This is a genomic window from Cupriavidus sp. SK-3 (assembly GCF_000611145.1).
Classification (GTDB): Bacteria; Pseudomonadota; Gammaproteobacteria; order Burkholderiales; family Burkholderiaceae; genus Cupriavidus.
Map to the genome: position 1 here is coordinate 1 of NZ_JFJV02000172.1, position 2,203 is coordinate 2,203.

2 protein-coding genes and 1 pseudogene are annotated in these 2,203 nt (G+C 65.3%); all 3 read left to right on the plus strand.

Features of this window, described 5'->3' with window-relative positions; translation table 11 throughout:
* Nucleotides 1–114: 114 nt before the first annotated feature.
* A partial coding sequence (locus CF70_RS37945; RefSeq protein ID WP_235185092.1) for an aldehyde dehydrogenase family protein occupies nucleotides 115–299 on the plus strand: 185 nt, incomplete at its 3' end.
* A 1-nt stretch (nucleotide 300) separates the two neighbouring features.
* A pseudogene (locus tag CF70_RS17165) lies at nucleotides 301–1,591 on the plus strand (aldehyde dehydrogenase family protein); the annotation flags it as partial.
* A gap of 63 nt (nucleotides 1,592–1,654) precedes the next feature.
* Nucleotides 1,655–2,134 (plus strand): GlcG/HbpS family heme-binding protein, encoded by a 480-nt coding sequence (locus CF70_RS17170; protein ID WP_035867076.1) that lies wholly within the window; start codon nucleotides 1,655–1,657, stop codon nucleotides 2,132–2,134.
* Nucleotides 2,135–2,203 lie beyond the last annotated feature (69 nt).

Here is a 2,203-nt window from a genome sequence, read left to right on the forward strand (position 1 = left end):
CTCCCTGCCTGAACTCGGCATGGCCGCCTGATCCCGCCCCTGGACGGAAAAGCAGCATCGCATTGGCAATGGACGGCCCCGCCCGGGGCCCGACCGGATAAAGGCTTGGACATCATGGCAGTGGCAAAGACAGACGAGTTCACCAATTACATCAACGGCGAGTGGTCGAAGAGCGCCAGCGGCCGCACCTTCGACAACGTCAACCCGGCCGATACCGGCGACACCGTGGGCCGCTTCCAGGCCTCGACGGCGCAAGACGCGCAGGCCGCCGTGGCCGCCGCCGCGGCCGCGGTCGACGCNGGCCGCGTTCGACGCTTGGAAGAAAACGCCGATCACCAGGCGCGCCAGGATCCTCAATAGCGCCGCCGATTACCTCGAAGCGCACGCCGACCAGATTGCCGAGGAACTCACCCGCGAAGAGGGCAAGGCGCTCAACCTGAGCAAGGACGAAGTCCTGCGCTCGGCGCAGACCATCCGCTTCTACGCGGTGGAGGGGCAGTCGTTCTCGGGTGAGACCTATCCCCAGGACGATCCCGACATGATCGTCTACAGCCAGCGTGAGCCGCTGGGCGTGGTGACCGTGATCTCGCCGTGGAATTTCCCGGTCTCGATTCCGGCGCGCAAGATTGCCCCGGCGCTGATCGCCGGCAACACGGTGGTGTTCAAGCCCTCGTCGGATGCGCCGCTGAGCGGCTACCGGCTGGCGCAGGCTTTTGTCGAAGCCGGCATTCCCAAGGGCGTGCTCAACTTCATCACTGGCCGTGCCGGCGACGTGGGCGCGGCGATCACCGAAGCACCGGCGGTGCGGGCGATTTCCTTTACAGGCTCCACCGCCGCCGGCCAGCACATCCATCGCTCGGTGTCGCTGAGCACGCGCACGCAGATGGAGCTCGGCGGCAAGAATCCGCTGATCGTGATGGAAGACGCCGACCTGGACCGCGCCGTGGATCTCACCATCAAGGGCGGCCTGTCGCTGAGCGGACAAGCCTGCACCGGCACCAGCCGCGTGCTGGTCATGGCATCGGTCAAGGCAGCCTTTACCGAGAAGCTGCTGGCCAAGGTCAGGACGCTGAAGATCGGCAGCGGCATGACGCCGGGCATGGACGTCGGCCCGCTCGCCACGCGCAAGCAACTGGAAACCGTGCTCGGCTTTGTCGAGGCCGGCAAGGCCGAAGCCACGCACCTGTGCGGCGGCGACCGTCTGGGTGGCGAGCAATACGACAAGGGCTTCTATGTCTCGCCGGCGATCTTCACCGACGTCACGCAGCAGATGCGCATTGCCCGCGAGGAAATCTTCGGGCCGGTGATCGCCATCATCGAAGCCAGCAGCTACGCCGATGCCATTGCCAAGGCAAACGACACCGAATACGGTTTGTCGGCCGCCATCGTGACCAGCAACCCGCGTTATGCGCATGACTTCGCGCACGACATCCAGTCGGGCACCGTCAAGATCAACCGCACCACTACCGGCAACCTGATCAACGCGCCGTTCGGCGGGCTCAAGCAATCCAGCACCTCCACCTTCCGCGAGTCGGGCCGGGCAGGGCTGGAGTTCTACACGCAAATCAAGACCGTCTACCGCGGCTGCTGAACCAGCGCGCCCGCAAACCAACCGGCATTCACGCAGCATTCACGCATCAAGCAGGAGCAGGACATGAGAAAAGCCATCAAGCTGGAACTGAAGGAAGCCCGTCACATGGTGGCGGCAGCCATCCGCAAGTCCGAGGAAATCGGCGTGCTGGAATCGATCTGCGTGGTCGACGACGGCGGCTACCCGCTGGTGCTGGAGCGCATGGACGGCGCACGCATCACCGGCCCGCAGATCGCCTGGAACAAAGCCTTCACGGCCGCCGGCCACAAGCGCTCGACCCACCTGTTCAACCAGGCGCCGAACGGCCCCGCGCTGCCGGGCAATGAAGCCTTCGGCATCCAGTGGAGCTTCGAGGGCAAGTTCGCGGTATTCGTGGGCGGCTTCCCGATCGTGGTCAACGGCGAAGTGATCGGCGGCATCGGCCTGAGCGGCGGCAACGGCGAGCAGGACACCGCCGCTGGCGTGGCAGCACTGCAGGCCCTGCAGGAACTGCTTGCCGGCGACGACCTGAAGGTACTGGCCGAAGCCGATATCAAGAAGTAAATCCAGAACCCGGCGCCCCCCCGCAGACCGCGCAGATCACGCGATGCGAAGCGAGCCGTGAGGGTGTAC